The sequence below is a fragment of the Actinoplanes sp. NPDC048791 genome (assembly GCF_040650095.1).
In the GTDB taxonomy this organism is placed as follows: domain Bacteria; phylum Actinomycetota; class Actinomycetes; order Mycobacteriales; family Micromonosporaceae; genus Actinoplanes.
On record NZ_JBEZGQ010000757.1, the window covers coordinates 1 to 4,240 of the forward strand.

4 protein-coding genes and 1 pseudogene are annotated in these 4,240 nt (G+C 71.2%); 4 read left to right on the forward strand and 1 reads right to left on the reverse strand.

Features of this window, described 5'->3' with window-relative positions; translation table 11 throughout:
* Positions 1–97: 97 nt before the first annotated feature.
* Positions 98–1,111, reverse strand: coding sequence for an ABC transporter ATP-binding protein (locus AB0C29_RS36270; protein WP_360546096.1), 1,014 nt, complete (start codon positions 1,109–1,111; stop codon positions 98–100).
* A gap of 2 nt (positions 1,112–1,113) precedes the next feature.
* Between AB0C29_RS36270 and AB0C29_RS36275 the strand changes: the two genes are divergently transcribed.
* The 4 genes and pseudogenes from AB0C29_RS36275 to AB0C29_RS36290 all read left to right on the forward strand — a co-directional run.
* The gene (locus AB0C29_RS36275; RefSeq protein ID WP_360546094.1) at positions 1,114–1,854 is read left to right on the forward strand and encodes an ABC transporter permease subunit; all 741 of its coding nucleotides are present in this window, start codon (positions 1,114–1,116) and stop codon (positions 1,852–1,854) included.
* Positions 1,851–2,567, forward strand: a complete 717-nt coding sequence (locus AB0C29_RS36280) for an ABC transporter permease subunit (RefSeq protein WP_360546092.1) — start codon at positions 1,851–1,853, stop codon at positions 2,565–2,567. Before AB0C29_RS36275 ends, AB0C29_RS36280 begins: the two co-directional genes overlap by 4 nt.
* Positions 2,568–2,729: 162 nt before the next feature.
* Positions 2,730–3,728 carry a glycine betaine ABC transporter substrate-binding protein gene (locus AB0C29_RS36285; protein WP_360830197.1) on the forward strand — a complete coding sequence of 333 codons (999 nt, stop codon included), beginning with the start codon at positions 2,730–2,732 and terminating at the stop codon, positions 3,726–3,728.
* A gap of 123 nt (positions 3,729–3,851) precedes the next feature.
* Positions 3,852–4,240: pseudogene (locus tag AB0C29_RS36290) on the forward strand (hypothetical protein); the annotation flags it as partial.

Sequence of the window (4,240 nt, forward strand, 5' to 3'; positions counted from 1 at the left end):
GTCAGGCCGCGGCTCGCGGTCAGGCCCGGGGGCGCCGCTGTCAGGCCGCGGCTCGCGGTCAGGGCCGGGGGCGCCGTTGTCAGGTCGCGGCTCGCGGTCAGGCCGGGGCTGCCGCTTCCGCGTTCGGGGCGTCGAAGAGGGCCGAGCGGGACACCGCGCCCACCGGCTTGCCGTCGGAGACCACCACGACGTTGAGCGAGTCGCTGGTCAGCATCACGGCCAGCGCGTCGTACAGGGTGCCTGAGACGTCGACCGTGGGCAGGCGCTCGATCTCCTCGATCTGCCCGACCGGACGCATCGCGTCGCGCACCGGCGTGACCGCCAGCCGCCGTACCCCCCGGTCGGTGCCGACGAACTCGCTCACCGCCGCCGACGCCGGCTTGCTGAGCAGGTCGGCCGGGGTCGCGTACTGCATGAGCCGGCCGCCCTCGGCCAGCACCGCGATCCGGTCGCCCAGCCGTACGGCTTCATCGATGTCGTGGGTGACCAGCACGATGGTCTTGCGGACCGCCTCCTGGAGCCGGAGGAACTCCTCCTGCAGCCGGCCGCGCACGATCGGGTCGACCGCGGAGAACGGCTCGTCCATGAGCAGCACCAGCGGGTCGGCCGCGAGAGCCCGGGCCACGCCCACCCGCTGGCGCTGACCGCCGGAGAGCTCGTGCGGATAGCGGCCGCCGTAGCGCTTCGGGTCGAGCCCGACCAGCTCGAGCAGCTCCTCCGCGCGGTCCTTGATCCGCTTGCGGTTCCAGCCCAGCAGCCGCGGCACCGTGCCGATGTTGGTGCGGATGCTCTGGTGCGGGAACAGCCCGACGTTCTGGATCACGTAGCCGATCTGCCGGCGCAGCTCGACCGGGTCCTGCTGCGAGACGTCCGCGCCGTCGATCAGGATCCGGCCCTTGGACGGCTCGATCAGCCTGTTGATCATGCGGAGCACGGTGGACTTGCCGCACCCGGACGGCCCGATCAGCACGGCGAGCTCGCCCGCCCGCACCTCCAGGCTGATGTCGCCGACCGCCACGGTCCCGTCCGGATAGACCTTCCCGACGTTCTCGAGCGTGATAGACGCCGCGGTCCGGCCAGCGCCGGAGTCGTTGATCGCGGTAGCGTCCACGTATGTCCTTCCTGTCGAGGGCCCCGGTGCCTGCGTGGCCCCTCGCTGCTCCCGGGGAGCTGGCCGCCCCCGCCGATGACGGGCCGGGAAATCCGTGGTTCTCGTGGCGCTATGTCCACGACAACGCCGGCGAGATCCTGTCCGCACTGCAGTTCCACGCGGGTCTCACCGCCCGTGCGGTGATCATCGCGCTGATCGTCGCGTTGCCGCTCGCGGTCGTCTCCTACTGGTGGCGACCACTGACCGGCCCGATTCTTGCACTCTCGGGCGTCCTCTACACGATCCCGTCGCTGGCACTTCTCGCCCTGGTCGCGCCGGCGGTCGGCACGACCAGCGACACGTCGGTGCTGATCGCCCTCGTGCTGTACGCGCTGCTGGTGCTCACCCGCAACTCGCTGGCCGGGCTCACCCAGGTCCCGGCCGAGGTCCGCGACGCCGCGGCCGGCATGGGGTACGGGCGCTTCGGCCGGCTGTGGCGCATCGAGCTGCCGCTGGCCCTGCCCGGCATCCTCACCGGCCTGCGGCTGGCCACCGTCTCCACCGTGGCGCTAGTCACAGTCGGTTCGCTGATCGGCAAGGGCGGCCTCGGCGAGATGATCCTCGGCGGCTTCCGGAACAACTTCTACAAGGCCGAGATCATGACCGGGACGCTGCTCTGCGTCGGGCTGGCCCTGGTCCTCGACCTGGCGCTGGCCGGAGTGGGCCGGCTGCTCACCCCGTGGGCGAGGGAGCGCAGCTCGTGAACTACTTCCAAGAGGGCTTCGTCTGGCTCAACGACCCGCTCAACTGGACCAACCCCGGCGGCCTGTTCGACCGCCTCCAGGAACACCTGCTGATCAGCCTGTGGGCGGTGCTGCTGGGCTGCGTCATCGGCTGGCCGCTCGGCATCTGGCTCGGCCACCGCGGCCGGGGCGGCGGGGCGGTGCTCACCTTCGCCAACCTGACGCTGGCCATCCCCACCCTGGCCCTGCTCACCATCCTGCCGCTGACCCCGCTCGGCTTCGGCCAGCCCCCGGTGGTCGTCGCGCTGGCCGTCTTCGCGGTGCCGCCGCTGCTGGCCAACGCGTACACGGGGCTGCGCCAGATCGACCCGGAGACCCGGGAAGCGGCGCGCGGGATGGGCCTCTCCGGCGGGCAGGTGCTGCGGCGGGTGGAGCTGCCGTTGTCGGTGCCGTACCTGGCGGCCGGGCTGCGCACCGCGGCCGTGCAGGTGGTGGCCACCGCAGCGCTGGCCGCGTTCGTCAACGGCGGTGGGCTCGGCGAGATCATCTCCGCGGGCTTCGGGATCGGCATGAGCAACGGCGGCGGCGGGCAGATCGTGGCGGGCGGCATCGCTGTGGCGCTGCTCGCATTGCTGGTGGAAGCGGTGCTCGCAGGCGTACAACGACTGGTGACACCGGCTGCGCTCCGGACGGACCGGCGCCGCCGGCCCACCGCAGCGGCCCCGGCCGGGTAATGGTCTCGCATCGTTACGAAACTTGTCGGACCCTGCGAGTAGGAATGAACGTGGGCCGCTCAGCGCGCCCGACAAACTGAAAACACACGGGCATCGGACACCGACTGCCCGTCGGACACGCGGCGCGGCCCCTGGCCGTGCCGGGACACAGAAGGCGGCAGTATGCGTCGACACCTGCTCTTGACGGCCGGCACCCTCATGACCGCCGCCGTCATCCTCGCCGGCTGCGGCGAGTCCGGCTCCTCCGGCACGGAGGCCCCCGCGAGCTCCGCCGCGGGCAACGGCTGCGCCCCCGTCGCCGGCGACAAGCTCGTCGTCCTCACCGACGACAAAAGCCTGCAGAACACCGACAACATCGTTCCCGCGATCAACAAGAAGGCCTCGTCGCCGCAGCTCATCGCCGCCCTCGACAAGGTCTCCGCGGCGCTCGACACGACCAAGCTGATCGAGCTCAACAAGGCCGTCGACATCGACCGCAAGTCGTCCAAGGCGGCCGCCGAGGAGTTCGCCACGGCCAACTCCATCACCACCGGCATCGCGAAGGGCCCCGGCGGCGACCTGACGGTCGGCGCGGCCAACTTCAGCGAGAACGCGACCCTCGGCGAGCTCTACAACATCGCGCTGACGGCCGCGGGCTACAAGGTCAAGGTCCAGCAGATCGGCAACCGCGAGCTGTACGAGCCGGCCCTGGAGAAGGGCGACATCGACGTCGTCCCGGAGTACGCGGCCACCCTGGCGACGTTCCTGTCCGGCAAGGTCGACGGCAAGAGCGCCAAGGACCCGTCCTCGCCGCAGCTCGACACCACGATGACCAACCTGACCGCCCTCGGTGACAAGGTCGGCCTGGTCTTCGGCAAGCCCTCCACGGCGCAGGACCAGAACGCCTTCGCCACCACGGAGGCCTTCGCCACCAAGTACTCCGTCAAGACCCTGTCCGACCTCGCGGCCAAGTGCTCGGGTGCGGCGACCGTCCTCGGTGGCCCGCCGGAGTGCCCGCAGCGGCCCAAGTGCCAGCAGGGCCTCGTCGAGACCTACAAGTTCGAGGCGGGCAAGTTCAGCTCGCTCGACGCGGGCGGCCCGCTCACCAAGACCGGCCTCAAGCAGGGCACCATCAGCGTCGGCCTGGTCTTCAGCTCGGACGGCGCACTGGCCGCCGGCTGACGACTGACTGTTGCCGGTTCCTCACCGGCCGGCCGAATCACCCCGGATGCGGGGCATCGCAAGGGCGATGCCCCGCATCTGCCCGTTTCGCGACGCCTGCCGCTCTCGGTAGCATCTGCGACCATGCCTGACCGGGACCCCGAGGCGTCGCCCAACGCCCGCCTACTCACGGCCCTGATCTGGGCCGGCGTCGGCCTGGCCCCGGTCGCCGCCCTCGTCGCGCTGCTCGGCGGCAGCGACAACTCGATCCGCTTCGCGGTGCTGCTCATCGCGGTCTGCGTGGTCCTGATCGGCGCGGCGCTGCTGGTCCGCAACGATCCGGTGCTGCTCAAGATGGACGTCGAGGACCAGGTCACGGCGATGCGCGACGAGCTGCGGGAGGAGATCGCGGCCAGCGCCCGGGGGACTGGTCAGCGGGTCAAGGCCTTGCAGGACGAGATGACGCGGATGCGGGCGGCCGGGTCGCCGGTTGCTGCGCTGGCCTCGGCAGGACCGCGACCGATGGGCGCGGC

Coding starts and splice junctions, on each gene's coding strand:
- AB0C29_RS36285 (WP_360830197.1), top strand. CDS start 2,730: ATGCGTCGACACCTGCTCTTGACGGCCGGCACCCTCATGACCGCCGCC.
- AB0C29_RS36275 (WP_360546094.1), top strand. CDS start 1,114: ATGTCCTTCCTGTCGAGGGCCCCGGTGCCTGCGTGGCCCCTCGCTGCT.